Source organism: Nocardiopsis sp. NPDC006938 (assembly GCF_042869555.1).
Classification (GTDB): domain Bacteria; phylum Actinomycetota; class Actinomycetes; order Streptosporangiales; family Streptosporangiaceae; genus Nocardiopsis.
Map to the genome: position 1 here is coordinate 26,164 of NZ_JBIAGA010000022.1, position 24,621 is coordinate 50,784.

The 24,621-nt window shown below is 70.1% G+C and carries 23 protein-coding genes; 8 read left to right on the forward strand and 15 right to left on the reverse strand.

The genetic code is table 11. The annotated features are described in order from the left end of the window. Nucleotides 1-277: 277 nt before the first annotated feature. The 4 genes from ACFYL4_RS24700 to ACFYL4_RS24715 form a co-directional block, all read right to left on the reverse strand. Nucleotides 278-1,930: a cytochrome bc complex cytochrome b subunit gene (locus ACFYL4_RS24700; protein ID WP_357768129.1), complete on the reverse strand. Its 1,653-nt coding sequence runs from the start codon at nucleotides 1,928-1,930 to the stop codon at nucleotides 278-280. A gap of 3 nt (nucleotides 1,931-1,933) precedes the next feature. Next, the gene (locus tag ACFYL4_RS24705; RefSeq protein WP_357768126.1) at nucleotides 1,934-3,064 is read right to left on the reverse strand and encodes a Rieske 2Fe-2S domain-containing protein; all 1,131 of its coding nucleotides are present in this window, start codon (nucleotides 3,062-3,064) and stop codon (nucleotides 1,934-1,936) included. Next, nucleotides 3,057-3,926: a cytochrome c gene (locus ACFYL4_RS24710; RefSeq protein WP_387521500.1), complete on the reverse strand. Its 870-nt coding sequence runs from the start codon at nucleotides 3,924-3,926 to the stop codon at nucleotides 3,057-3,059. The genes ACFYL4_RS24705 and ACFYL4_RS24710 overlap by 8 nt, the downstream gene beginning before the upstream one ends. A 95-nt stretch (nucleotides 3,927-4,021) precedes the next feature. Further along, a complete protein-coding gene (locus ACFYL4_RS24715; protein WP_387521465.1) occupies nucleotides 4,022-4,597 on the reverse strand; it encodes a heme-copper oxidase subunit III in 576 nt (191 codons plus the stop codon). Between the two features lie 536 nt (nucleotides 4,598-5,133). On the opposite strand from ACFYL4_RS24715, the gene ACFYL4_RS24720 reads away from it, so the two are divergent. Together ACFYL4_RS24720 and trpD are read left to right on the forward strand one after the other, a co-directional pair. Next, entirely contained in the window at nucleotides 5,134-5,571 is a 438-nt protein-coding gene (locus ACFYL4_RS24720; RefSeq protein WP_357768121.1) for a hypothetical protein, read from the forward strand. A gap of 210 nt (nucleotides 5,572-5,781) precedes the next feature. Then, nucleotides 5,782-6,873 carry an anthranilate phosphoribosyltransferase gene (gene trpD / locus ACFYL4_RS24725; protein ID WP_387521467.1) on the forward strand — a complete coding sequence of 364 codons (1,092 nt, stop codon included), beginning with the start codon at nucleotides 5,782-5,784 and terminating at the stop codon, nucleotides 6,871-6,873. A 39-nt stretch (nucleotides 6,874-6,912) separates the two neighbouring features. Here the strand turns inward: trpD and ACFYL4_RS24730 are convergent, their stop codons facing one another. The 3 genes from ACFYL4_RS24730 to ACFYL4_RS24740 are packed head-to-tail and all read right to left on the reverse strand — an operon-like array spanning nucleotide 6,913 to nucleotide 9,752. Further along, a complete protein-coding gene (locus ACFYL4_RS24730; RefSeq protein WP_357768115.1) occupies nucleotides 6,913-7,188 on the reverse strand; it encodes an Lrp/AsnC ligand binding domain-containing protein in 276 nt (91 codons plus the stop codon). A 55-nt stretch (nucleotides 7,189-7,243) separates the two neighbouring features. Continuing rightward, nucleotides 7,244-8,008 carry a rhomboid family intramembrane serine protease gene (locus tag ACFYL4_RS24735; protein ID WP_357768112.1) on the reverse strand — a complete coding sequence of 255 codons (765 nt, stop codon included), beginning with the start codon at nucleotides 8,006-8,008 and terminating at the stop codon, nucleotides 7,244-7,246. Beyond that, a complete protein-coding gene (locus tag ACFYL4_RS24740; protein WP_357768109.1) occupies nucleotides 7,986-9,752 on the reverse strand; it encodes a DEDD exonuclease domain-containing protein in 1,767 nt (588 codons plus the stop codon). Before ACFYL4_RS24740 ends, ACFYL4_RS24735 begins: the two co-directional genes overlap by 23 nt. A gap of 131 nt (nucleotides 9,753-9,883) precedes the next feature. Between ACFYL4_RS24740 and ACFYL4_RS24745 the strand changes: the two genes are divergently transcribed. The 5 genes from ACFYL4_RS24745 to ACFYL4_RS24765 all read left to right on the forward strand — a co-directional run bounded on the left by ACFYL4_RS24745 (nucleotide 9,884) and on the right by ACFYL4_RS24765 (nucleotide 15,762). Next, nucleotides 9,884-10,165: a hypothetical protein gene (locus ACFYL4_RS24745; RefSeq protein ID WP_357768106.1), complete on the forward strand. Its 282-nt coding sequence runs from the start codon at nucleotides 9,884-9,886 to the stop codon at nucleotides 10,163-10,165. After that, nucleotides 10,162-11,592: an NYN domain-containing protein gene (locus ACFYL4_RS24750; protein ID WP_357768103.1), complete on the forward strand. Its 1,431-nt coding sequence runs from the start codon at nucleotides 10,162-10,164 to the stop codon at nucleotides 11,590-11,592. The genes ACFYL4_RS24745 and ACFYL4_RS24750 overlap by 4 nt, the downstream gene beginning before the upstream one ends. 366 nt (nucleotides 11,593-11,958) lie before the next feature. After that, nucleotides 11,959-12,960, forward strand: coding sequence for an NlpC/P60 family protein (locus tag ACFYL4_RS24755; RefSeq protein ID WP_387521470.1), 1,002 nt, complete (start codon nucleotides 11,959-11,961; stop codon nucleotides 12,958-12,960). A 350-nt stretch (nucleotides 12,961-13,310) separates the two neighbouring features. Further along, nucleotides 13,311-14,342: a C40 family peptidase gene (locus ACFYL4_RS24760; RefSeq protein ID WP_387521472.1), complete on the forward strand. Its 1,032-nt coding sequence runs from the start codon at nucleotides 13,311-13,313 to the stop codon at nucleotides 14,340-14,342. A 271-nt stretch (nucleotides 14,343-14,613) separates the two neighbouring features. Next, entirely contained in the window at nucleotides 14,614-15,762 is a 1,149-nt protein-coding gene (locus tag ACFYL4_RS24765; RefSeq protein WP_357768094.1) for a glycosyltransferase family 4 protein, read from the forward strand. A gap of 20 nt (nucleotides 15,763-15,782) precedes the next feature. Here the strand turns inward: ACFYL4_RS24765 and ACFYL4_RS24770 are convergent, their stop codons facing one another. The 4 genes from ACFYL4_RS24770 to coxB form a co-directional block, all read right to left on the reverse strand. Beyond that, nucleotides 15,783-17,105, reverse strand: coding sequence for an Ig-like domain-containing protein (locus ACFYL4_RS24770; protein ID WP_387521475.1), 1,323 nt, complete (start codon nucleotides 17,103-17,105; stop codon nucleotides 15,783-15,785). Nucleotides 17,106-17,343: 238 nt separating this feature from the next. Continuing rightward, nucleotides 17,344-17,769: a cytochrome c oxidase subunit 4 gene (locus ACFYL4_RS24775; RefSeq protein WP_357768088.1), complete on the reverse strand. Its 426-nt coding sequence runs from the start codon at nucleotides 17,767-17,769 to the stop codon at nucleotides 17,344-17,346. A gap of 12 nt (nucleotides 17,770-17,781) precedes the next feature. Beyond that, entirely contained in the window at nucleotides 17,782-19,455 is a 1,674-nt protein-coding gene (ctaD, locus tag ACFYL4_RS24780; protein WP_357768085.1) for a cytochrome c oxidase subunit I, read from the reverse strand. Continuing rightward, entirely contained in the window at nucleotides 19,455-20,294 is an 840-nt protein-coding gene (gene coxB / locus ACFYL4_RS24785; protein WP_357768082.1) for a cytochrome c oxidase subunit II, read from the reverse strand. The genes ctaD and coxB overlap by 1 nt, the downstream gene beginning before the upstream one ends. A gap of 535 nt (nucleotides 20,295-20,829) precedes the next feature. On the opposite strand from coxB, the gene ACFYL4_RS24790 reads away from it, so the two are divergent. After that, entirely contained in the window at nucleotides 20,830-21,081 is a 252-nt protein-coding gene (locus ACFYL4_RS24790; RefSeq protein ID WP_387521478.1) for a sulfurtransferase TusA family protein, read from the forward strand. A gap of 233 nt (nucleotides 21,082-21,314) precedes the next feature. Here ACFYL4_RS24790 and rpsD read toward each other — a convergent pair whose 3' ends face one another. From rpsD to ACFYL4_RS24810, 4 genes are all read right to left on the reverse strand, one after another. Continuing rightward, entirely contained in the window at nucleotides 21,315-21,926 is a 612-nt protein-coding gene (gene rpsD, locus ACFYL4_RS24795; RefSeq protein ID WP_357768076.1) for a 30S ribosomal protein S4, read from the reverse strand. A gap of 286 nt (nucleotides 21,927-22,212) precedes the next feature. Further along, nucleotides 22,213-23,184 (reverse strand): carbohydrate kinase family protein, encoded by a 972-nt coding sequence (locus ACFYL4_RS24800; protein WP_357768073.1) that lies wholly within the window; start codon nucleotides 23,182-23,184, stop codon nucleotides 22,213-22,215. Between the two features lie 188 nt (nucleotides 23,185-23,372). Beyond that, nucleotides 23,373-23,723: an iron-sulfur cluster assembly accessory protein gene (locus ACFYL4_RS24805; RefSeq protein ID WP_049565618.1), complete on the reverse strand. Its 351-nt coding sequence runs from the start codon at nucleotides 23,721-23,723 to the stop codon at nucleotides 23,373-23,375. A gap of 261 nt (nucleotides 23,724-23,984) precedes the next feature. Then, a complete protein-coding gene (locus ACFYL4_RS24810) occupies nucleotides 23,985-24,605 on the reverse strand; it encodes a hypothetical protein (RefSeq protein WP_387521481.1) in 621 nt (206 codons plus the stop codon). Between the last annotated feature and the right edge of the window lie 16 nt (nucleotides 24,606-24,621).

Here is a 24,621-nt window from a genome sequence, read left to right on the forward strand (position 1 = left end):
CGAGAGGCAGCCTGGTGGTCGCGAGCCCGGAATGATCCGCGGAACACGCCCTAAGGGCCGGTCGCCGCCGCGTGGACCGGAGCGGGGCCGAGCGGCCCGGTCGGGCGTGGCCCCTGGTGGCGCCGTGGCACCCGCGGCCGACCCGGCCGGACCCCGAACCCCGCGGGAGGGGCCGCAGAGGGCCCAGAGAGAGCCTGGGGGCTCTGGAGGAGCCCCGAGACACACGACGGACCCGGCCGCGCGATGCGGCCGGGTCCGTCGTCACGACACGTGGGACCTAGTGGCCCTTGTCGTCTCCCCCGGAGGAGTGGTGCAGGTGGTGCCCGGTGTGGGCCTCCACACCGTCGATGGACACGTTGTCCTTCGTGTACCAGTGGGCGAGCGCCCGGCGCAGCTTGCCCATCGGCTTGCGCGCCGCCGGGTTCTCCACGCCGTTGTCGTCGGTCTCGTCCTCTTCCAGGGCGGTCGAGGTGATGACCGGCTTGCTCTCCAGCACGTGGGTGGTCTCGGCCGAGTTCTCCTTGTGGACCTCGATGAACTCACCGCTGGGCAGCTGCTGGATGGTGCCGCTCTCGTACCCGTGCTCCAGGGTCTCCCGGTCACGGAGCTGGAGGCCCAGGCAGATGCGCTTGGTCACGATGAAGCCCACGATCGGACCGACGATGACCAGCACACGGAAGATGTACGTGGTCAGGTACAGGTCGATCGAGAAGGTCTCCGACAGGATGTCGTTCGACCCGGCCAGCCACAGCACGCCGTAGAAGACGATGCCCGCGACGCCCAGACCGGTACGGACCGGCGCGTTGCGCGGACGGTCGGCCACGTTGTGGGCGCGCTTGTCTCCGGTGATCCACTGCTCCACGAACGGCCAGGCGCCCAGGGCACCGAAGATCAGGCCGGGAACGACCAGACCCGGGACCAGGACCGCCGTCATGACCGGGTAACCGGCGCCGATCGGGATCGTGAAGTCCAGGGTGTTCGGGAAGATACGCAGCGAACCCTCCATGAAGCCCATGTACCAGTCCGGCTGGAGGCCGGAGGTGATGGACGTCGGAGTGAACGGGCCGAACAGGTGGATCGGGTTGATCTGCACGAACGCGCTCAGACCGGCGATCACGGCGAACGTGAAGAAGAAGAACCCGCCCGCCTTGACCGCGAACGCCGGGAACATGGGTGTTCCCACGACGGTCTTGTCGGATCTCCCCTGCCCCGGATACTGCGTGTGCTTCTGGTGCCAGAGGATCATGAAGTGCGCGACGATGAGCCCGAGCAGGAGCGCCGGGATCAGCAGCACGTGCAACATGTACAGGCGCGTGATGATGTCCTCTCCGGGGAACTCCCCGCCGAAGAGGAACATCGACACGTAGGACCCGACCAGCGGCAGCGCCAGCATGACGCCCTGGAGGATGCGCACGCCCATGCCCGAGGGCAGGTCGTCCGGCAGCGAGTAGCCGAAGAGGCCCTCGACCATGGCCAGGGTGAAGATGGCGACACCGATGAGCCAGTTGATCTCACGCGGCTTGCGGAACGCGCCGGTGAAGAACACCCGGAGCATGTGCACCACGAGCGAGGCCACGAAGATCAGCGCGGCCCAGTGGTGGATCTGCCGAACCAGGAACCCGCCACGGACGTCGAAGTCGATGTAGAGGGTCGAGGCGAAGGCCTCACTCATGGGGACGCCCTGGAGGCGCTCGTAGGAACCCTCGTAGACGACCTCGATCATGCTCGGCTTGAACCACAGCGTGAGGAACACGCCGCTGACGAGCAGGATGATGAACGAGTACAGCGCGATCTCGCCCAGCATGAACGACCAGTGGTTCGGGAAGACCTTGCGCAGGTTCTTCTCGCCGGTCTTGGCCAGGTGGAAGCGGTCGTCGATGAAGTTTCCGACGCCGCGCAGCGCCTTGGGGGCTTGCGTGGTCTTACTCATCGACTAGTCCTTCCTGTATTCCCAGAACGTCGGCCCGGTCGGCTCGTTGAAGTCGCCCTTGGCGATGAGGTAGCCCTCGTCGTCGACGCCGATCGGGAGCTGGGGCAGGGGACGGTGCGCGGGACCGAAGACCACCTTGGCGCCGTCCGAGGCGTCGAACGTCGACTGGTGGCAGGGGCACAGGATGCGGTGCGTGGTGCGCTCGTAGAGCGCCGCGGGGCAGCCCACGTGCGTGCAGATCTTCGAGTACGCCACGATGCCCTCGTGGGTCCAGTTGAGACGGGTTTCGTCGCTGCCCTTGCGGACCGCTTCGTCCATCCCGTCCTTCCAGTCCTTCTCCGGCATCTTGATGAGCAGGATGACGGACTTGGCCTGGTCGGTGAGGCTCATGCCGTGCGGGTAGCGGTCGTCCGTGAGCGCGGGGAGCGCGGAGATCATCCCGTACGGGTCGTTCTCCAGGTCCTCGGCCTTGATCTCACGGTGCGTGCCCTCGACGAACATGCGCACGCCGTCGGCCCACGGGGTGACCTTCATCTGCTCGCCCGGCAGCGGGCCGGTGTCGCGCAGAAGGACGATCGGCGCGATGCCCAGCGGCAGCATGGCCGCGATGAGCGTACGGCGCATCAGCGGCCGCTTGGTGAAGCCGCTCTCGTCGGCACTCTTCATGAAGAACTCGCTGAACGAGCCCTTCTCCTCCGGGCTGGAGGGGAGTTCCTCGTACGGCGACGCCACCTCGTAGTGCGGCATCACGTTGCGTGCCCAGACCGTCATACCGGCGCCGATACCGAACATGGCGAGGGTGAGCGTGCCACCAAGGAGCATGTTCGAGTACTGGCCGATCTGGGGGTCGGCGATCGCGGGCCCCGCCGCCGTGGGCGGGAACAGGAAGTACGAGACGATGAATCCCACACCGCCGAGGAAGGCGATGACGAACCAGAGCGAGGCGAGCTTCTCGCCGCGCACCTGCTTCTCCTCCGAGTGCTGGTGAGTCTCCGAGGCCAGGTACGGCCCGTTGTGCTCGCTCTCAGCCTTCGCGGAGGTCTCGGTCACCACGTCGGTGGTGTCCGCCGGGGTACCGACGACGCGCTTCTTGGCGTCGTCTCCCGTGTTGTTGTCGTTGTTGTTCTCAGTCATGGGCACGCTGCTTCGCGGTGATCCAGATCGCGCAGGCGATGATCAGGGAGAGACCCACGGTCCACCCGATGAAGCCCTCCGCGACCTGGCCGACGCGCTTCAGGTCGAAGATGCCGCCGGCGTTCGGTTCGGCCTGAAGCGTCTTGACGTAGGAGATCAGCTCCTGCTTCTCCTCGGGGGAGATGACACCGTCGCTGAACATCGGCATGGCGCCGGGCCCGCTGACCATGGCCTCGTAGATCTCGCGCGGAGACGAGTCATGGAGCTCGGGGGCCCAACGGCCGTCGGTGAGGGCGCCGCCGCCGCCGGACCAGCTGTGGCAGTGCGCACAGTTGGTCAGGTAGAGCTTCATGCCCATGTCGGTGTCGCTGGCGCCCTCGATGTAGGCGTCGTACTCGGCCTCGTACGCGGAGAGGGCCTCTTCGTAGGCCGCCTCGTCGTCGAAGTCGGCACGCTGCGGAGCCGCGTCAGGCACCTCGTAGGGCACCTCGGCTCCGGCACCGTTGGTCCTGATCTGCGCGTTGTAGTACGCGATCAGGTCCGCCAGATCCTGTTCGGACATGGCCATCGGCTTGCGCGGCATCTGGCTGTCCGGGTCCATCGACGGCATACGGCCGGTGCTGACCTGGAAGTCGATGGCGGCGGGGCCGACCTCGCGGAGGTCGGGGCCGTTGGTCATCGTCCGCTCACCGTCGGCCTCGTTGAACGTGCCGCTGCCGTCGTAGTTGTGGCAGCTGGCGCACGTCTGGTCGAAGATGGCCTTGCCCTGGGCGATGTCCACGTCGTCCGCGGACGGCGCCTCAGCGGCCAGGGTCTGCGCCTGCGCCTGGTCCGAGGTGGGAGCCAGTGCGGCGTACCCCACCCCGAACAGGGCTAGCGCGAGGATGACGACGACATACCCCGCCAGGGGATGCCGTCGCCGCGCGGTAATCCATTTCACGGTTTCCCCGTTTCGGGTTACTGGATGAAGTAGATGGTTACGAACAAAGCGACCCAGACGACGTCGACGAAGTGCCAGTAGTAGGACACGACGATCGCACTGGTCGCCTGCTGGTGAGTGAAGCGCTTCGCGGCGTACGTGCGTCCCAGCATGATGAGGAACGCGATCAAACCACCGATGACGTGGAGTCCGTGGAAGCCCGTGGTCAGGTAGAACATCGACCCGTAGGCGCTCGACTGGAGAGTCAGGCCCTCGTGGAAGATGAGCTCGTAGTACTCATACGCCTGTCCGAGGATGAAGAACAGGCCCATGAAGAACGTGATGAAGAACCACGTGCGCAGCTTCTTGACGTCGCCGCGCTCCGCGGCCCAGACGCCGAGCTGCGCGGTGAAGCTGGAAGCCACCAGGACAATGGTGATCGTCGAGGCCCACGGCACGTTGAGGTGGACGTCCGCCCACTCGCCGAGCTCGGGGTTCCCGTTGGTCACCGATCGGATGGTGAAGTACATCGCGAACAGCGCAGCGAAGAACATGAGTTCGTTGGCCAGCCACACGATGGTGCCAACACTCACCAGGTCAGGACGCTTTGCCACACCATGAGCTGATGCGGTTGCTGATTTTGGGTTCGCGGTTGCTGTCGCCACGGGAGCATTATTACGGCTTCTCGCGAAGGTCCGTACTCGACCCCCCGTAAGGAGGCGGATCGGTCCCGGTATCGACCGCTCTCGACCCACGGGGCGGCGCTCTCACCGTGACTCGGGCGTTACTGTAGCCGCTCGCGCGCCCGCTGCCGGGTTCCGACGCGCCCGCCAGCGCACGAAGGCCCGATCCGGCGCGGTTGAGGCGATCCGTACCCGGCCGGAAGGCGCTTCAACCTCTCCCAACCAACGCCAAGGTATCGAAACGATCACTGTTGGACAACGCCGCGCCCGGGGCTGGTTGGCGCGGCCCGCCATGACCCTGGCATCCTGTGGTGTCGAAGGTCTCAACCCCTTCACCGGTCCGCCGACTCCCCCCTCGGGGCCGGTCGGCTCCGAGGCAATACAGTCAGAGGCTAAGAGCCAACGAACGCCACGGTCGCACCCCCCACGGCGGCGACCGCGGTCCGACGCGATGGGACGGTTGCGCGATGGTGGTCAGCGGTACGGACACGGATGCCCGGATGCGCGTGCTGGTCTACAGCGACAAGGCGGAGACCCGCGACCGGGTACGGACGGCGATCGGCCGCCGCCCCGCCGCCGACGTCCCCAAGGTCGAGATCGTCGAGTGCGCGACCGCCCCCGGCGTCCTGCGCAAGCTGGAGTCCAAGGACCCGGCCGAGCGCGTGGACGTGGCGATCTTCGACGGCGAGGCCGCGCCGAACGGCGGGATGGGCCTGTGCCGCCAGGTCAAGGACGAGATCTTCCGCTGTCCGCCGGTGCTGCTGCTGGTGGGCCGCCGCGACGACGGCTGGCTGGCGACCTGGTCGCAGGCCGACCAGGTCGTGAGCCACCCGATCGACCCGGTCGCGCTCGCCGAGTCGCTGGCCGAGCTCATGCGCCAGCGCGTCGCGGCGCTCAGCGGCTGAGCCCTGGTGTGTGACGCGATGACCGACAGGATGAACGGCGACAGGGACATGCGCCGTCGCCTCGTGGTGGGCGGAGCCCTGAACCACGGCGCCGACATCGGGCGATGGCGCCGCCCCGCCCCGTCCCTCCCTGTCCTTCGGAGCCGTTGAGGGGGCGGGCCCGCGTGCCCGCCCCGGCTCCCCTTCCCGTCCCGCCTGGAGTCCCAGCACATGAACGTCCCCGTCACACCCGAACCCGACCAGCACGTGTCCGCCGTCGAGGAGCGCACCTGGGCGCACCTGATCACCGCCCTGTTGGGCGGGGTCTCCCTGAGCGCCGCCGACACCGCGTGGGCCATGAACGAGATCATGTCGGGTTCGGCGACCGACGCGCAGGTCGCGGGCTTCGCGATCGCGCTGCGCGCCAAGGGCGAGAGCGTGTCCGAGGTGACCGGCCTGGCCCAGGGCATGCTCGACAACGCGATCCGGATCAGCGTCGAGGGCCCGACCCTGGACATCGTCGGCACGGGCGGCGACCGGGCCCACACGGTGAACGTGTCCACCATGGCGGCGATCGTGGCCTCGGCCGCCGGCGCCCGGGTGGTCAAGCACGGCAACCGGGCCGCCTCCTCCTCGTGCGGGACCGCCGACGTGCTGGAGCGGCTCGGTGTGGTCCTGGACCTGCCGCCGGAGCTGACCGTGCGGGTGGCCCGTGAGGCCGGTGTCACCTTCTGTTTCGCCCCGCTGTTCCACCCCTCGCTGCGCTACGCCGCCAAGCCGCGCCGCGAGCTGGCGGTGCCGACGGTGTTCAACTTCCTGGGGCCGCTGACCAACCCGGCGCAGCCGACCGCCTCGGCGATCGGGGTGTTCGACGAGCGCATGTGCGAGGTGATCGCCGGGGTGTTCGCCCGCCGGGGCTCCTCCGCGCTGGTGTTCCGGGGCGACGACGGCCTGGACGAGCTGACCACCGCCACCACCTCCACCGTCTGGGTGGTCGAGGACGGCCGGGCGCGACGTGAGCGCTTGGACCCGGCCGACCTCGGCATCGCGCGTTCGGCCCCGGACGCCCTGCGCGGCGGGGACGTGGAGTTCAACGCCCAGGCGGTGCGGGACCTGGTGGCGGGCCGCTCCGGCCCGGTGCGTGACGCCGTGCTGCTCAACGCCGGTGCCGCGCTGGCCGCCGTGGACGGGGTGGACGGTTCCCTGACCGAGGCGGTGCGCGCGGGGTACGAGCGTGCCGCGGCCGCGGTCGACAGCGGTGCGGCCGAGCGCCGTCTGGCGGCGTGGGTGGAGACCAGCCAGGGTCTGGCCAAGGAGCTGTAGGGCCCGGCGGGGCCGGGCGGAACCCGGCCCCGGCCCCGGCTACCAGCCGATGGCGAAGGCCGACTCCAGGTCGTGCTTGGAGTAGGTCTGGAACGAGATGTGGGTGTCGGAGGAGATCACGCCCGCGACCTTGTTGACGCGGCCGGGGATCACGTCCGCGAGGTCCTCGTGGCGGCGCACCCGCACCATGGCGATGAGGTCGACCCCGCCGGTGACGGAGTAGACCTCGCTGACCCCGTCGATCGCGGCGATCGCCTCGGCGACCTCGGGGATGCGGTGGACGTCGGCCTTGATCATGACGATCGCGGTGATCACTGTGCCTCCTGGGCGGTTCTGTGCGGGACGCGGCGCCCGGCCGGGGACGCGGGCGCTAGTACGCGCCGGAGAGCCGTGTCCCCGAGCGCCGTCGCAGCCGGTGCAGCGCCAGTCCCGCGATCACCCCCGCGATGAACCCGTAGACGTGTGCCGCGTAGGCCACGTTGGTCTCAGCGCCCGGGGCGGTCGAGGATGTGACGTAGAGAAGATACTGAAGTGCGAAGTAGCTGCCCACCACCGCCCACCCGGGCAGGCGCATCGGGATGACGACGAACACCAGCGTGGTGACCCTGCTGCGGAACTGCACCACCAGGTAGGCGCCGAGGACGCCCGAGATCGCCCCGGAGGCACCGACCATCGGCACGGTGCCGTCCGCGTCGACCAGGGCGAAGCCGAAGGCGGCCACCACCCCCGTGCCCAGGTACAGCGCGAGGTAGCGGAATCGGCCCAGGCGGTCCTCGACGACCGGGCCGAAGACGAACAGGTAGACCATGTTGCCGAGCAGGTGCATCGCGCCCGCGTGCAGGAACATGGAACTGAGCACGGAGAACCAGACGGACTTGCCGGTGATCCCCTCGCACGAGGGGCTGAGCGGCCCGGCCAGGTCGACCCGGCCGAGCAGTTCGTCGGGGATCGCGCCCCAGCGCATGAAGTAGTCGTCGATCGCGCAGAAGCGCCCGATCGCGTCCGCCGGGTACCAGACGGCGGTGGCCGCCTGTGGTGAGAGCAGGTAGACGAGGACGTTGACCGCGATCAGCCCGAAGGTGACGACGGGCGCGCGTCGGACCGGGTAGTCGTCATTCAGCGGAAGCGCGGCCATGCGCCCAGTGTGTCATCCCGGCGTACGCTTCGGCGCTGCGCAACGGGCATGTCCACTCACCTTCCACCTCGACCAGGCGCGTGCCCGGCCGCTCCAACCAGTCCAGGACCAGTTCGGTCTCGGCCGCCGTGGCGTTGGGGACCGGGCCGAACCCCGGGGGCACGCGTTCCGCGGTGGCGGTCAGGGACGCGAGGAAGGCCGCGGGGTCGGTGCCCGGTTCCAGGACGGCGCTGCCCGCCAGGCGTCCGTGGCGCACCACGGCGGTCTCCCAGCCGGTGGCCCCCGGAGCGGTCGCGACCAGGTGCGGGACGGCGGCGATGGCGGTGAGCCGCTGGGCGCGCCGGGCCCCGCGCAGGAAGGCGGAGAGGCGGTCACGCAGGGACGCCGCCTCCTCGTAGCGCAGTTCCGCGGACAGCTCGCGGATGCGGTCGGTGAGGGCGTCCGCCACCACCGCGGGGTCGCCGGTCATGGCGGTGCGGGCGGCGTCGGCGTGACCGGTGTAGTCGGCCAGCGGTTCCGTGCCGTCGCAGGGGGCTCCGCAGCGGCCCAGCTGGGCGAGTACGCACGGCCGCACGGCGCCGGGGACCACCCGCAGCAGGGGACCGGACGGACCCGGCGCCTCCTCGGTGGCGAAGACGTGGGTGCACTGGCGCAGCGGCAGGGCGTGCAGGATCGCCTCGCGGGCCTCCTCCGCCGCCCGCGGCGAGGGGTAGGGGCCCAGGTAGGGCGCGCCGTCGTCCTTGATCACCCGCACCACGGACAGGCGCGGCAGCGGCTCCGGGGTGAGGGTGACCCAGGAGGCGCGTTCGGGGTGGCGCGAGCGGCGGTTGAACGGGGGCTTGCGCTCGGCGATGATGCGCAGCTCGCGGACGGACGCCTCCAGCTCGGTGGTGCACACGATGGGGGTGACGCCCTCGACCAGTCCGGCCATCTCCCGGATGCGTCTGCGGGACTCGGCCGCCGTGAAGTAGGAGGCGACCCGGCGGCGCAGGTTGTTGCTCTTGCCGACGTACAGGCTCGCGCCGCGCGCGTCGGTGAACACGTAGACGCCGGGGCGTTCGGGCAGGTCCTCGGCGAGGTGGCGGCGGGCCCGCTGCGCGCGGCTGGGCGGCTTGCTGACGGCCCGCAGCTCCTCGAGGCTGGTCACGCCCAGGGGCGCGAGCCGGGCCAGCAGCCCGTTGAGCACGTCGACGGTGGCGCGGGCGTCGTCCAGCGCCCTGTGGTTCGGGGTGGTGGGGGCGCCGAAGAAGGCCGCCAGGGTCCCCAGACGGTGGTTGTGGACCTCGGGTCGGAGCAGGACCGCCCGGGCCAGGCGCAGGGTGTCGACCACGGGATAACCGGGCCACTCCACGCCCTCGCGCTCGCATGCGGCCTTGAGGAAGCCGGTGTCGAAGGGCGCGTTGTGCGCCACGAGCACGGTGTCCGGTTCGGCCGCCAGGAAGGCCAGCAGGTCGGGCAGGACCCGGCTGATGGGCGGGGCGGTCGCCACCATCGACTGGGTGATGCCGGTCAGCAGGGTGATGTTGGCCGGGATGAGCGTCCCGGGGTCGACCAGGGACGTGAACTCGCCGGTCACCCGCCCGTCGCGCACGCGCACCGCGCCGATCTCGGTGATCCGGGACCGCGAGGCGCTGGTTCCGGTGGTCTCCAGGTCGACGACGACGAAGGACACCCCGGCCAGCGGCGTGCCGAGGTCCCCGATGCTGGTTTGGACGCCCTCGGGCGCCGCTGTCTGTCGAACCACGCGGTCAGGGTAGTCGGGGGCCACGACCAAACACTTCCTGGCTACGGTCAGACCCTCCCGACATGGAAGGATGTGGGTGACGGGACGGCACAGGCCGCCGCCCCGGGACGAGCACGACGCAAGGAGGAACCGTGGGGATCGCGATGCCGGGTGACAGTGAGCGTTGGCGATGCACCGGGTGCGGGAACCTGACGCGGTTCGACGTGACCCGGACCGTGCGCTCCCAGGACTTCGTGCATCAGGAGCTCTCCGGAGTCGGGGCGGTCGAGGAGCGCACGGTGCTCTCCGAGACGGTCGAGCGGGTGAGGTGCCGCTGGTGCGGTGCCACCGACAGCGTGGAGGTCGTCCCCCGTCCCGACGCCGACTCGTCGGTCACCGACGCATCGGCGGAGAGCCCGACGGGTCGGGCATGAGTACCCGCCCGGGCTCGGGCGGTACCGGTGGCGGCGACGGTGACCGCGCCCCCGGCGGGGCGGACCGCGAGGAGTCGCGGCGGCCCGCCGGGCCCGAGGAGCCGGTACCCGCCGAGGAGGAGGGCACAGAGCGCCTGCGCCGCCCCCTGCCCGAACCGGTGCGAGCCCGCGTCGTCGAGTACGGCTCCGACGTGCTCGGCGGTATGCGCCCCGCCGACCTGCCCCCGGTCCTGCGCCGGGTCGCCAAGTTCGAGCCTCGGCGCCGGGCGCGGCTGGCCGGTCCGCAGATCGCCGCCCAGCTGGAGAACGACCGCGCTTTCCGGGGCCGGGTCGCGGCACGGGTGGAGCAGGTCTGGCCCGAGCTGGCCGAGGGGATGCGCGCCGGCGTCGTCCCGCCCGCCGCCGATCCCGTCGCGGTGGCCGCCAGCGCCTACCTGCTGCGCCCCCGGGGGTGGCCGGAGATCATCGAGGGTGTCCACGAGGAGCTGGAGCGCCAGAGCAGCGCCCGGGAGGTCGGCGAGGCCGCCGAGGCCCTCGACGACGTCCGTCGGCGTCTGGAGGAGACCCAGCGGGGGCACCAGGCGGAACTGGAGCGGCTGCGCGGGCAGATCGGCGAGCAGCGCACCGAGATCGCCGAGCTGCGGCGCAAGGTCCACAAGGAGCGCCAGCGCGCCCGCAAGGCGGTGTCGGAGGCCGAACAGGCGGTGACCGAGACCGCCGACCGGCGTCACGCCTCCGAGAGCCAGGTCAGCGCCCTGGAGGTGGAGAACCGCAGGCTGCGTTCGCGTCTGGCCGACGCCGAGGCGCAGGTGGAGAACGCCCGCCGTGCGGTGCGCACCGGCCGCAACGCCGACGAGGCGCGGCTGCGGGTGCTGTTGGACGTGCTGGTGGACGCCTCGCACGGTCTGCGGCGCGAGCTGGCGCTGCCCACGTCCCTGGACAGCCCGGCCGACCTCGTGGCGGAGGCCCAGGAGGAGCACCGCCGCGTGTCGTTGGGCGGTCTGCCCGACGACGCCCCGGGACTGCTGGAGCACCTGCTCACCGTGCCCCGTGTGCACCTGTTGCTGGACGGCTACAACGTCACCAAGACCGGGTACGGAACGCTGCCGCTGGCCGACCAGCGCTCCCGCCTGCTCACCTCGTTGGAGGGGTTGGCGAGCCGGACCAAGGCGGAGATCACCTGCGTGTTCGACGGCGCCGACGTGGAGGCCCCGCCGGTGGCCACCAGCCGACGGGTGCGGGTGCTGTTCAGCGCGCCCGGGGAGATCGCCGACACGCTGATCGTCCGACTGGTACGGGCCGAACCGCCGGGGCGGCCGATCGCCGTGGTCACCTCGGACCAGGAGGTCGTCACCGCGGTCCGGCGGGCGGGGGCCCGAGCGGTGCCCTCCACGGTCTTCCTACGCCACCTGGAGTCGCACTCCTGAGCGGACCCGGGCCCGGTGCGCCGCTCCCGGCCGTCGCCTCCGGCTGAGAGCCTCACCACGCGCGTACGCGCGCCGGGCCCGCCGAGTCCGCGCTCCCACCAGGCCGGGTCCGGCTCCCCGTGCCCCGGGTGCGCGGCCCCCCTCAGGTTTCGCCGGGCCGCCGTGGTTGAGGCTCGCAGGACGTTCCGCTAGGTTCTTCCAGGAACGTGAGTGCCCTGTCGGGTAGAAGGCCGCCCTTGTGCCTCCCCGCGCCGGCCGGGACCCGCACACTCCCGTGAGGCCCGTGCCGACGCGCGGGCACCCCCGATCCCTTCCGTCTCCCAACACCCCATGCGGACTTCCCAACCTCAAGGAGCGTGGACCGCCATGAAGAACCCCGGTGGTCGGCGTACGGCTCGCCGAATCGCTACGACCGGTCTCGGCGTGGTCGCCGCCGGTACCTTCCTCGCCCCCGGCGTCGCCCACGCCGAGCCGACCCAGGACGAGGTCGAGGACCGCATCGAGGAGCTGAACCAGGAGGCCTCGGCGGCGGTCGAGACCTACAACCAGGCCGAAGAGGACTACGAGGCGGCCAAGGCCGCCTTCGAGGAACTCGACGGCCAGGTCGGTGACGAGCAGGAGCGCTACGACGAGCTGCGGGAGAAGGTCCAGCAGTTCGCCAGCGCCACTTACCAGGGCGGCGAGCTCAACTCCACCGCCAACGTCCTGACCTCGGACGGCCCCGAGGCGCTGCTGGAGCAGAACGCCGACCTCAACTACCTGTCGGAGAACCAGCAGACGCAGCTGGACGACTTCGGCGAGTCCGCCGAGCGCCTGTTCGCGCTCAAGGACGAGGCCGAGAAGGCGATGGAGGAGGCGGAGAAGGCCAAGGACGAGGCCGAGGAGGCCAAGGACGAGGTCGAGGAGGCGATCGAGGAGCAGCAGGAGATCCTCGCGCAGTTCCCGGACTCCGACGCCTCCGCCGAGGGCGCCGACGACAGCGGCGGCCAGTCCCACGCGGGCGGCGGCAGCGGCGGCGCGTCGGCGGCTCTGGACTTCGCCTACCAGAAGGTGGGTCTGCCCTACGTGTGGGGCGGGACCGGCCCCAACGGCTACGACTGCTCGGGCCTGGTCCAGGCGTCCTGGCGCGCGGGCGGGGTCGACCTGCCCCGGACCACCTACGGTCAGGCCGACGTGGGTACCCGCATCTACGACATGAGCGCCGTCCAGCCGGGTGACATCCTGTTCTTCTTCGGCGACCTGGGCCACAACGGCCTGTACGCGGGCAACGGGCAGATGGTCCACGCCCCGAGCAGCGGCCGCAACCTGGAGGTCGTCGGTCTTGCCGCCTACTGGGGCGGTCAGTTCCAGTTCGCCGTGCGCCCCTGACCCACGCGTGCTCCCGTGAGGCCGCCGCCCCCGCCGGGGCGGCGGCCCTTTCTGTGCACCGGCTCACCCGGCCCCGCGCGGAACCCCTTTTGGGTACGGTTTCCCGGTTTTCGGACAGCCATCGGGTTCCAGTGGAATGTCACGAAACAGTTGAGGGCGTCCGGAGGCATGCACTAGTGTTCATCGCCGAGCGCGGTTGCTCCTCATTCACCACCCCCCGGTGGTGACAGCCGCGCCCGGGTCGGGCACACCCCCACACCGTTTCGGCCACCCTCTCTGGCCCGAGGTACCCCACCCGGTGCAGTCCCCTGAACCCGCATCGCCCGGGTCAGGGGGAGAAAGGTGTTTCAGTGTCTGCATCCCGTGGCGAACGCCGACGCCGCACGGCGGCCATCGCCTCCCTCGCCCTCGGCGCCCTCCTCCTCCCCACCGCCGTGGCCCATGCCGAGCCCACCTCCGAGGACGTCCAGGAGGAGATCGAACGCCTCGAAGAGGAGTTCATCGAGCTCAACGCGGCCTACAACGAGGCCAAGGAGACCCATGAGGCGGCCGAGGAGAAGCTGGAGAACATCCTCGGCGACATCGAGACCGCCGAGAAGAAGGTGGACTCCCTCAGCACCGGGGTCCGCGCCCTGGCCAACACCACCTACACCGGCGTGGACCTGACCTCCCCCGCCCAGCTGATCGGGGCCACCGGCCCCGAAGAGGCCCTGGAACACCAGGCCGACCTCACCTACCTCTCCGAGCAGCACCAGGAGAGCCTCTCCCTGTACCTGGAGGAGCTCGAACACCTGGAGGGCCTACGGGGCGAGGCCGAGGCCACCGAGAAGGCGGCCGCCGACGCCCTGTCCGAGGCCGAGGAGGCCACCGAGGCCGCGGAGGAGGCGATCGGCGAGCAGGAGGACATCCTCTCGGAGCTGACCGCCGAGGAACAGGCCGCGGCCACCGAGAACGTCGCCACGGACACCGGGACCGGCGGAGGTTCCGGCGGAGGTGGCGGCGCGAGCTACACCGGCCCCGCGACCGGCAACGCCCAGACCGTGCTCGACTTCGCCTACCAGCAGGTGGGCAAGCCCTACGTCTGGGGCGGTACCGGACCCAACGGCTACGACTGCTCCGGCCTGACCCAGGCCGCATGGGCCCGGGCGGGCGTGAACCTGCCGCGCACCACCTACGACCAGATCAACGCGGGGCAGCGCGTGTCCTGGGAGAACAAGCAGCCCGGCGACCTGCTCTTCTTCTACGGTCCGAACCCGAGTCACGTGGGCCTGTACGCGGGCGACGGTGTGATGGTCCACGCCTCCACCTCGGCCCGCCCCATCGGTACGGTGCAGCTGAGCGACTACTACCGCTCCAACTTCGTCGCCGCCGTCCGCCCCTGAGGCGACCGGCACCGCGCCGGGAGGGGCCCTCGGGAGACCACGCGTTTCCCGGGGGCCCCTCGGTGTCACTCCCCAGGGCGTGTTTTGTGGATGCTTTCGCCTTCTGGCGGCGGAGCCGCCAGCTCCGCGAGCGGCCGCCAGGCCATCTCTCGCAAGACGATGAGCGAAAATCAGCCCGGGTTTGGCTGTCCGAGCTTCATCGGCGCAGCGAGAGGCAGCCTGGCCACGCGAGCGCGGAATGATCCACACAACAGGCCCTAGACTCGCTCAGGTGTCGCGAACCCTGATCATCACCAACGACTTCCCTCCGCGCGCGGGCGGCATCGAGTCCTTCGTGCACGAGCTGGCCCGGCGCCGCCCCCCGGGGTCGGTCCTGGTCTACTGCTCCTCCCCCGCCCCCGGGGACCACCACGCCGACCCACACTTCGACCTGCGCCAGCCGTTCCCCGTCGTGCGGGACTCCGCCCGGGTCCTGCTGCCCACCCCGGGGGTGGCGCGCAGGGCCAGGGTGATCGCCGAAATGGAGGGCTGCGACACCGTGCTCTACGGCGCCGCCGCGCCGCTGGGGCTGGTGGCCTCCGGGATGCGCTCCCGGGTGCGGCGCCAGGTGGCGCTCACCCACGGCCACGAGACCGGGTGGACGGTGGTGCCCGGGGCCGGTACGGCGCTACGGGCGATCGGTGACGGCGTGGACACCGTCACCTACCTGGGGGACTACACCCGCAGGCGGCTGGCCCGCTCGCTGTCCCCCGCGGCCGCCGCCCGGATGCGGCGCCTGGCCCCGGGGGTGGACACCGACCGCTTCCGCCCCGGTTCCGGCGGCGAGGAGGTCCGGCGCGAGCTGGGGTTGGGTTCGCGCCCCGTGGTCGTGTGCGTGTCCCGCATGGTCGCGCGCAAGGGCCAGGACACCCTGCTCCGGGCCTGGCCGCGCGTGCTGGCGGACGTGCCCGACGCGGTCCTGCTGTTCGTCGGTGACGGCCCCCTCGCCCCGAGTCTGCGCTCGGCGGCCCGGGGCACGGACTCGGTGCGCTTCACCGGTCCCGTCCCGGCCGAACGCCTGCCCGCCCACTACGACGCCGGGGACGTCTTCGCCATGCCCTGCCGCACCCGGCGGGCGGGGCTCGACGTGGAGGGCCTCGGCATGGTCTACCTGGAGGCCTCCGCCACCGGGCTGCCGGTGGTGGCCGGTGCCTCCGGAGGAGCCCCTGACGCCGTCCTGGAGGGCGAGACCGGCCACGTGGTCGACGGGACGCTGCCCGGTCCGACCGCCCGGGCGCTCATCCGTCTGCTCCGCGACCCCGACCGCGCCGCCCAGATGGGCGCTCACGGCCGCGCGTGGGTGTCCCGAGAGTGGTCCTGGGACCGCACCCTCGGACGCCTGGACGACCTTCTCAGGGGCGTGGAGCCGGGCCGGGGCTGACCGGACGCGGTCCACCGAGCCTAGAGGTCGTCGCCGTGGACGCGGCCGGGGGTTCCGGAGCCGTCGGTGCGCTGGGGCTCCCCGGTGACGCTGTGCTCCAGCCACTCCTCCCAGGAGCGCTGGTAGAAGCCCCAGCCGTTGTCCCACTCCAGATCCCGGTCCGTGCCGGTGGTCTCCAGGATGTCGCCCATGAGCGCCTGGTTGTGGAACCAGCGGGCGTCCTCGACCGTCATGTTCGTGCAGCCGTTGGACGTGTTGGCGCCGCCCAGGTTGCCCGCGTTCCAGGGAGCGGCGTGGGTGAACTCCCCGCTGTTGGAGGTGCGGACCGCCCAGTCCACGTCCAGTCGGTAGTAGCCCGGCGACCCCTCGGGGATGCCCACGGTGGCGGAGTCCATCACCAACGACTGGTACTTCTCCATGGTCAGGTGTACGCCGGAGGTGGTGGTGTTGAAGCGCTCCTCCCCGGAACCGTTGCTGACCGGGATGGTGCGGACGGTCTCGCCGTCGATGGACACGTTCATCTCGTGGTCGGGGACGTGCATGGTGGAGACGAGCTCGCGGCCCACCTCGAACCGGATGCGGTGGTCGTCCACCCCGTACACGCCCTCGGAGGACTCCACTCCGGCCAGTCGGAGGTCGACGGTGACCTCCTGGTAGGGGTCCCAGTACTCCTTGGGCCGAAAGACCGCCATCTCGTCGCCGACCCAGTTCCAGGCGCCCTCGGTCTCCTCCTCGGCGCTCACCTCGATGGAGTTCTCCACCTGTTCCTTGTGGGTGACGGGCTGGTCGAAGTTGACGATGACGGGCATCCCCACCCCCACCACGTCCCCGCTGCTCGGGAAGTTGGAGACGAGTTCGAGGCGGCGGCCGGGCACCGACTCCAGAGTGGTGAACTCCGAGACCACCTCGGTCTCCTCCCCCTCGTCGTCGGCCGCGGTCACCACGACGCTGACGGAGGCCCCGGGGCGCAGGTTCCAGTCACTCACCCAGACGTCCCCGGCCTCGTTGAGCGTGCCGGTGACCGGGAAGGGGTCCTCCTCGTCCTCGTCCGCGCCCTGCGCCGCCTCGGCCGCGTCCCCGGAGGCCACCTCGACCTCCGTGACCTGTTCGATCCGGACGTCGGTGATGGTGCCGTCCGCGGCCTCGACCCGGACCGGGCTGTTGGGCGGCACCTCGGTGGCACCGGGGACGGGGGTCACGACCACCTCGGGGCCCTTCTGGGCCTCCTCGGGGACCGGCGCGTCCTCCGGGCCGCCCTCTCCCTCGGAGGTACAGGCGGCCGCGAGGAACAGGAGGGCCGCCGCGGCCGCGGCGGTTCGGGTAGAGACGGTTCGTCGCTTCACGCCAAGGACCTCCAGCGTCCGTGCGGGGCCCGGACGTGCGCGCCGACGTGACGCCGTCAGGGCCTGGATGCGGCGTGACCTGCGTGGACAGCGGTCACGTGGGGGTCACCGAAAAAGAGTACCCCGGTGCCCGGGGGTCGTCTGGGACGACCCGTCCGGCCACCGGGGCGGTGACACACACATCCTACCCTGCGTAGCGATCAAAACTCGAAGAGTGATGAACGCCCGAGGTCGAACGTCAGTGCTGGAACTCCTTGCGGTAGTACTCGAAGACCCAGCCCAGCGACGTGAGGATGACGGCGAAGAAGCCGATGAACACCATCCACCAGCCGATCGCCACGCCGACCGCCGTGAAGGCGACGGCCATCGCGACGAACATCGGCCACCAGCTGTGCGGGCTGAAGAACCCGTACTCACCGGCGTTCTCGGCGATCTCGCCGTCGAGCCGCTCCTCGGCCGGCAGGCCGTGGTGGTGCTCGCTGTGGCGAGCCGACTGCCAGAGCCAGAAACCGATCATCCAGCCGAAACCGATGGAGACCACGAGGGCGGTGGTACCCGCCCACTCGATCTCACCGGTCTCCAGGAGCGACCAGTAGATGTACAGCGCGGCAGCCAGACCGAAGAAGGTCGAGATGCCCATGAACAGGTAGGCCTGCATCTTCATGTGCTCTACCCCCTACTTCTTCTCGGCACCGGCGGCGACGGCGCCGGGCGCGGCCGCGTGCGGGTGGTTGAGGTCGAAGGCCGGACGCTCGGACCGGATGCGGGGCAGCGACGTGAAGTTGTGTCGCGGCGGCGGGCACGAGGTGGCCCACTCCAGCGAGCAGCCGTAGCCCCACGGGTCGTCCACGGTGACCAGCGGCGCCTTCTTCGCGGTGACGTAGATGTTCCAGAAGAAGATCAGCGTCGAGGCCGCGAGCACGAACGACGACACGGAGGAGATCTGGTTCAGCGCGGTGAAGCCGTCCTCCTGGACGTAGTCCGCGTAACGACGCGGGAAGCCCATCGCGCCCAGCCAGTGCTGCACCAGGAACGTGCCGTGGAAGCCCAGGAAGAGCAGCCAGAAGTGGAACCTGCCCAGCTTCTCGTTGAGCATCCGTCCGGTGAACTTGGGCCACCAGAAGTAGAAGCCCGCGAACATCGCGAACACCACGGTGCCGAACACCACGTAGTGGAAGTGCGCCACCACGAAGTAGGAGTCGGTGACGTGGAAGTCGATGGGGGGCGAGGCCAGCAGCACACCGGTCAGGCCACCGAAGAGGAAGGTGACCAGGAAGCCGATCGTGAACAGCATGGGTGTCTCGAACGTGAGCTGCCCTCGCCACATCGTCCCGATCCAGTTGAAGAACTTCACACCGGTCGGGACCGCGATGAGGAACGTCATGAACGAGAAGAAGGGCAGGAGGACCGCGCCGGTCGGGAACATGTGGTGCGCCCACACGGTCACGGAGAGGCCGGCGATGGCGATGGTCGCCGCCACCAGGCTCTTGTACCCGAAGATCGGCTTGCGGCTGAAGACCGGGAGGATCTCCGTCGCGATACCGAAGAACGGCAGCGCGATGATGTACACCTCGGGGTGACCGAAGAACCAGAACAGGTGCTGCCACAGGATGGCGCCACCGTGCTCGGCGTTGAAGACCTGGGTGCCGACCATGCGGTCCGCGCCCAGGGCGATCAGGGCGGCGGTCAGCACCGGGAAGGCGATGAGCACCAGCACGCTGGTGAGCAGGGTGTTCCAGGTGAAGATCGGCATGCGGAACATCGTCATACCGGGCGCGCGCATGCACAGGCCGGTGGTGATGAAGTTGACCGCGCCGAGGATCGTGCCCAGACCCGAGACGGCCAGGCCCAAGATCCACAGGTCGCCGCCGAGGCCCGGAGAGCGGACCGCGTCGGAGAGCGGGGTGTAGGCGAACCAACCGAAGCTGGCGGCGCCGCCCGGGGTCAGGAACCCGCTGATGGCGATGAGGCTGCCGAACAGGAACAGGTAGTAGCCGAACAGGTTGATCCTGGGGAAGGCCACATCGGGGGCGCCGATCTGGAGCGGCATCAGGATGTTCGAGAACCCGACGAACAGCGGGGTCGCGAACATCAGCAGCATGATCGTGCCGTGCATCGTGAACAGCTGGTTGAACTGCTCGTTGGACATGTACTGCATGCCCGGGTGGAACAGTTCCAGGCGCATCAGGAGCGCCAGCACGCCTCCGAAGAGGAAGAACGCGAAGGAGGTGATCAGGTACATGTACCCGATGACCTTGTGGTCGGTCGACGTCAGCCAGTTGACGATGATCGACCCCTTGCGCGACGGTGCCTGACCGTCAGTGCGGGGTGCGGTTGCCGTCGTGGTCATTACTCGTCATTCTCCTCGGACTCGGTCGCCTCGGCTCCCGTGCCCTCGGCGTCGGTGCCGTCGGCACCCGTGCCCTCGGCGTCGTCGGTCTCGGCGGACTCGGCGGCTTCCAGGGCGGCGGCCTCCGCGGCGTCGGCGGCCTCGATCGCGTTGGCCTCCTGCTCGGCGGCCCACGCGTCGTACTCGTCCTGCGGGAGGACCTCGACGTTGAACAGCATGCGGGTGTGGTCCACACCGCACAGCTCGGCGCAACGACCGACGTACTCGCCCGCGGAGCCCTCCTTCAGGTTCACCTGGAAGGCGTTGTCGCGGCCCGGGACGACGTCCATCTTGAAGCCGAAGGACGGAATCCAGAACGAGTGGATGACGTCGGGAGAGTGGAGGTCGAAGTGGACGACCGCGCCCTCGGGAAGGACGAGGGTCGTCTGGGTGTCACGGTTGGCGCTGCCGTCCGGGTTGGGGATGCCAACCTCGGAGAAGAGCACGTCGCCACCGTTCTCCTTGGTGTCGTCCATGTAGTTGAACTGCCAGGCCCATTGGAAGGCCACGACCTCTACGTGGACGTCGGCGGGCTCTTCGGTGTCGAGCAGGTAGGCCTGGTCTCGCGCGGTGAAGAAGAAGAGCACCGAGATGACGACGATCGGCAGAACGGTGTACAGCGCTTCGATGGGCATGTTGTACCGCACCTGCGGCGGCAACTGCGCAGAGCGCTTGCGGTGGAAGAGGATTGTCCAGATGAACAGTCCCCACACAAGGACGCCGACCGCGAACGCCGCCACCCACGAGCCCTGCCAGAGCGAGATAACACGCTCGGCCTGCTCGGTGATCGGCTCCGGCATGCCCAAACGAGTGAGATCGTTCGACGCGCAGCCGGTCGCGGCCAGCCCCAGCACGGCGAGCGCGGCGCCGCGTGGTGCCCATCGGCGCAGAGTTGAGCGCCGATTTTTTTGGCGGGTCGGACTCACGGATTGCCTTCCCAGCGGTGAAGCCCGTGGATTCTCCACGGGCGGCCTAAGTATCCAAAGCTTGTCAGGGGGAAACATTATCGCGAACCGCCCAGCGTGCCGTTCATGGGCTTACCTGGTCAGCGTGTTGCCAGACGCGCCCTCTCGAAACGTTCGGCGGCCCTACGGAGCCGGGCCAGGTCGCCCCCGAGGGATGTCCTCCCGGCTGGCTACGAGGCGCGGCCCGGCGATCCCCCGGGCCCTCGCCCGCTCCCGTGCACCGCACCGCTCCGGGCGGTGGTGTGCGTGTTCGCGGGACGAGGCCAAGGCGAGCGTATCGCTGGGTTTACGACACCCTTAACCGGGTGCGCCTTTTGGCGCGCGCCCGGTCAAGATTGGGCCACAGGACGACAACCGACAGGGGGCGCACGTGCCCGAGCGAACGACGCCGGAGCAACCGCAGGTCACCGTGGAGGCGGTGGGGCTCAAGTGCCCGATCCCGATCATCAGGTTGGCCGCCCGACTGCACGAAGTGCCCATCGGGTCGGTCATCGCGGTCACCGCGGACGATCCCGCGGCGAGCGCGGACATCCCCTCCTGGTGCCGGATGAAGATGCACGAGTTCGTCGCCGAACGGCCGCTGGCGCGGGGTAGCGCGTTTCACATCCGCCGGATGTACTGACCGCCGACGGGCGCCCGACCACCGGAACGGACTTTCGGTCCCGTTGCGATAACGATTCCTGCCCGCCGGTTCTCCGGGAGTGGCGCGAAGCACCGATCTCCCTCCCGCCCCGGGGGCGCCGGGAGGGAGGTCCCGGACAACACGAAGGCCGCGCGGACACGGGGTCCACGCGGCCTCCCCCACACTGCGGCCCCGCTCCCCGTGGGAGCCGGGACCGCGGCCGCGGGGACCGTCTAGCGGGCGTAGAACTCGACGACGAGCTGCTCGTCGAAGGGAACCGGGATCTGCTCGCGCTTGGGGCGGTCGACGACCGCGACGCGCAGGTCCTTGTGGCTCACCGCGAGGTAACCGGCGATCTTGTCGTCGGCGTGGACGCCCTCGGCAGCCTCGACGAACGGGACCATCGAGCGGGACTTCTCCCGAACGCCGATGATCTGGCCCGGCTTGACCTGGTACGACGGGATGTCGACCTTCTTGCCGTCCACGGTGATGTGACCGTGGTTGATGAACTGGCGCGCGGCGTAGATCGAGGCGGCCAGACCGGCGCGCAGCACGACGGTGGCCAGACGCAGCTCCAGCTCGGCGAGCATCTCCTCACCGGTACGGCCGGAACGCTTCTTGGCGTTCTCGTAGATCCTGACCAGCTGCTTCTCGGTCAGGTCGTAGTACCAGCGCACCTTCTGCTTCTCCGCCTGGCGGACGGCGAAGTCGGAGCTGTTGCGACGGACGCGACGGCCGTGCTCGCCGGGCGGGTACGGACGCTTCTCGAAGTAGCTGACCGCCTTACGGGTCAGCGGGGTGCCGGCGCGCCGGGACAACCGCACCTTCGGTCCGGTGTAGCGCATGCGAAGTCCTTTCAGGATGAATCAGGGAATCCCAGGTAAGGCTTGCCTATGATCTGGGAGGCGCTCAGGGCGCCCGAGCCCCGGTGTCCCGCGGTGCGGGCCGGAAGCGGGTTCCCCACCGCCGCGCGTGACCCGGCGCGAGCGGTTCGGGCGAATGACCCGGCACGCGTTTCAGCGCACCGGGCGGGCACGGGGAATCCCCGTGCGGGTCACAGCCACCCACTTTACGGGCTCCCGGGTACCGCCCCGACCAGAGTGAGCGAAATCCGGCCGGGGAGGACGCGGGTCACACGAACGGACGGACCTCGTCGGCCGCCTCGGCGCCGTACGAACGCTCCAGGCGCTCCAGCAGGGAGGCCCCGGTGAGCGTGTACTCCTGCGGACCGTCCGCCTCCAGGCAGTGCACGGCGGTGGCGTTGCCGACCTGGCCGGCGCGCTCCAGGGACAGCCCCCAGGAGTGGGCGGCCAGGAAGCCCGCCCGGAACGCGTCGCCCATACCGGTGGGGTCGACCAGCTCGTCGACGACGGCGGAGGGCACGTGGACGCTCGGCTCGTCCCTGCGGTCGATCCGGGCCCCCTTGGCGCCGAGGGTGGTCACGCGCGTGCCCACCCGGGCCAGGACCTCGGCGTCGGACCAACCGGTCTTCTGCTCGGCCAGGGCCTTCTCGTACTCGTTGGTGAACAGGAAGGCGGCGCCCTCGATGAGCGTGCGCACCTCCGGGCCCTCCATGCGGGCCAGCTGCTGCGAGGGGTCGGCCGCGAAGGGGATGGCGCGGGTGCGGCACTCCTCGCTGTGGCGGACCATCGCGGCCGGGTCGTCGGCGCCGATCAGGACGAGGTCGAGACCGCCCAGCCGCTCGGAGATGGGGTGGAGTTCGATGTTGCGGGCCTCGGCCATCGCACCCGTGTAGAACGAGGCGATCTGGTTCTGGTCCAGGTCGGTGGTGCAGACGAAGCGGGCGGTGTGGCGCAGCTCGGAGATGTGCACCGCCGAGGTGTCGACGCCGTGGCGGTCGAGCCAGGAGCGGTACTCCTCGAAGTCGGCCCCGGCGGCGCCGACCAGGACCGGGCTCAGCCCGAACCCGCCCATGCCGAAACAGATGTTGGCCGCGACGCCGCCGCGGCGCACGTCCAGCTCGTCGATGAGGAAGGAGAGGGACAACTGCTGGATCTGCTCGGGGATGATCTGCTCGGCGAACCGACCCTCGAAGGTCATCAGGTGGTCGGTGGCAATCGATCCGGCAACCGCGATACGCACGGGACGTGGGCTCCTTGCTGGCGAGGTGGAACGCTCGACGACGCTCCGGCGGGTTGTTCGGGGCATGCCGGAGGCGCGCCCGTTCGGACCAGCCAAGGGTACCCAGAGGGGAGGGCGGCCGCGCTCCGCGTCCGCCCTCCCCCATGGTCTTCGAGTGTCGGTGCCGCTCCCCGAGGAGCCGCGGCCCCCTAGTTGAAGGAGTCGCCGCAGGCGCAGGAACCGGTGGCGTTGGGGTTGTCGATGGTGAACCCCTGCTTCTCGATGGTGTCCACGAAGTCGATGGTGGCGCCGATGAGGTAGGCGGCGCTGCGGCGGTCGGTGACGACCTCGACGCCGTCGAAGTCGGCGACGACGTCACCGTCGAGGTCGCGCTCGTCGAAGTAGAGCTGGTACCGCAGCCCCGAGCAGCCACCGGGCTGCACGCCCACGCGCAGGCGCAGGTCGTCCCGGCCCTCCTGGTCAAGGAGCGCCCGAACCTTGTCGGCCGCACCGTCGGTGAGGATGACTCCCTGCGCGGTGGCCTCGCTCTGAACCGTCATGTTGTAAAGCTCCTCTGGAAAGGGGTTGCGGCCGTCTGGCGACCCCGGTCGCTTACCGGATCGGCCCGCGTCGGCGGGTCCAGTCCTCTTCAACGGGTCCCAACGTCGGAGGCCGGTGTGGCATTCCGCCGTGTGGCCGCTGTGTTCGTGCTGGCGCCCCGGCCGCACGGTGCAGGTGTGGCCTCGGAGACGCACGGGTGTGCTCGTACCTCCAAGGGTAATTTGTCCAGGCCGCGGATGCCATCTCCGGACGCGCCCGCCTCACAGGCCCGGGGCGCCGTAGACCGGGAACCAGCGCGAGCGGTCCGCCTCCATCGGCAGGTCGTCCCCCACGGCCGCCTCCACCTGGAGTTCCAGCGCGTTGTCGCGGCGCTGCGCGCCCTGGGGGGCGAACGGGTAGAAGGTACCCCGCTTGTACAGGTAGACCAGCCCCACGGAACGGCCCCCGGTGTCGGTGAACCCCACCAGGGAGCACAGCAGGGAGGGCCCGTAGCCGTTGGCCTCCAGCGTGGAGTTGACCGCGTGCAGGTCGGTGACCAGGCCGGTGATGTCGGTGTCCACGAGCTCCCCGCCCCGGGGATCGGCGTCGTCGGTCGCGACCTCGGCTCCCCCCGGGCGCAGCACCAGCCAGGTGTACCCGTAGTCGTCGGTGGTCTGCTCCACCGTCGGGCCCTCCCCCGCGCGGAGCAGTGCGGTGACGTCGCGTTCGACGTCGGCGAAGGCGGCCCCCTCCGAGGCGCGGAAGGCCACCGAACCGGCACCGGTGGGGGTCAGGCCGACCCCCGCCCGCAGGGTGAGCGCGGCCGAGGGCAGGCCGAAGAGCGCGTCCAGGTCGGGCTTGACCGGTTCGGAGCGGCCGAGCAGGGTGCGCCAGAAGCTCATGGTGGTGGGTTCCCCT

Excerpts from the sequence above, each read along its gene's own strand:
- ACFYL4_RS24810 (WP_387521481.1), bottom strand. The coding sequence starts at position 24,605 with ATGAGCTTCTGGCGCACCCTGCTCGGCCGCTCCGAACCGGTCAAGCCC.
- ACFYL4_RS24720 (WP_357768121.1), top strand. The coding sequence starts at position 5,134 with ATGGTGGTCAGCGGTACGGACACGGATGCCCGGATGCGCGTGCTGGTC.
- ACFYL4_RS24750 (WP_357768103.1), top strand. The coding sequence starts at position 10,162 with ATGAGTACCCGCCCGGGCTCGGGCGGTACCGGTGGCGGCGACGGTGAC.
- ACFYL4_RS24805 (WP_049565618.1), bottom strand. The coding sequence starts at position 23,723 with ATGACGGTTCAGAGCGAGGCCACCGCGCAGGGAGTCATCCTCACCGAC.
- ACFYL4_RS24705 (WP_357768126.1), bottom strand. The coding sequence starts at position 3,064 with ATGACTGAGAACAACAACGACAACAACACGGGAGACGACGCCAAGAAG.
- coxB (WP_357768082.1), bottom strand. The coding sequence starts at position 20,294 with ATGCCGGAGCCGATCACCGAGCAGGCCGAGCGTGTTATCTCGCTCTGG.
- ACFYL4_RS24775 (WP_357768088.1), bottom strand. The coding sequence starts at position 17,769 with ATGAAGATGCAGGCCTACCTGTTCATGGGCATCTCGACCTTCTTCGGT.
- rpsD (WP_357768076.1), bottom strand. The coding sequence starts at position 21,926 with ATGCGCTACACCGGACCGAAGGTGCGGTTGTCCCGGCGCGCCGGCACC.
- ACFYL4_RS24735 (WP_357768112.1), bottom strand. The coding sequence starts at position 8,008 with ATGGCCGCGCTTCCGCTGAATGACGACTACCCGGTCCGACGCGCGCCC.
- ACFYL4_RS24700 (WP_357768129.1), bottom strand. The coding sequence starts at position 1,930 with ATGAGTAAGACCACGCAAGCCCCCAAGGCGCTGCGCGGCGTCGGAAAC.
- ACFYL4_RS24755 (WP_387521470.1), top strand. The coding sequence starts at position 11,959 with ATGAAGAACCCCGGTGGTCGGCGTACGGCTCGCCGAATCGCTACGACC.
- trpD (WP_387521467.1), top strand. The coding sequence starts at position 5,782 with ATGAACGTCCCCGTCACACCCGAACCCGACCAGCACGTGTCCGCCGTC.
- ctaD (WP_357768085.1), bottom strand. The coding sequence starts at position 19,455 with ATGACCACGACGGCAACCGCACCCCGCACTGACGGTCAGGCACCGTCG.